Genomic DNA, 447 nt, shown 5'->3' with positions numbered 1-447 from the left:
CTCCGAGCCCGGACGCGGCAGCCGCTTCCAGCTCGATGTCGAATTCGAACTGCCGGTGATCGAAGCGCCTGCGGATCAGCCGCCTCGCGATTGCATTCGTGCGCCGCAGGACTGCACAGTGCTGCTGGTGGACGACAACAGCGTCAATCAACTGGTGATGCGCGGCATGTTGCTCAAGCTCGGTTTCCGCGTGCGCAGCGCGGATAACGGCGCCGCTGCGCTGGACTGCCTGCAACGGGAAAGCTTCGATGCAGTGCTGATCGATTGCCAGTTGCCCAACCACGAAGGCGCATCGCTGTGCTGCCAGATCCATGCATTGCCATGCTGCGCGCATTTGCCAGTGTTCATGCTGGCGCTGGGTGCGGATCGCGAACAATGCGCCCCGGGCGCGCCTCTCGACTATCTGCACAAACCGATGACATTCGCGGATCTGCAGGCTGCCTTGCA

The 447-nt window shown here is 62.6% G+C and carries 1 protein-coding gene; it reads left to right on the top strand.

Annotation, left to right across the window (positions count from 1 at the left end; all coding sequences use genetic code 11):
* Window positions 1–447 (top strand): response regulator (locus J5M71_RS28475; RefSeq protein WP_207838985.1); only part of this gene is annotated, 447 nt, incomplete at both ends.

It is taken from the genome of Pseudomonas sp. 43(2021), from assembly GCF_017490805.1.
Classification (GTDB): domain Bacteria; phylum Pseudomonadota; class Gammaproteobacteria; order Pseudomonadales; family Pseudomonadaceae; genus Aquipseudomonas.
The sequence above is the reverse complement of the archived record's forward strand: the minus strand, read 5'-3'. Positions and strand labels throughout refer to the sequence as shown.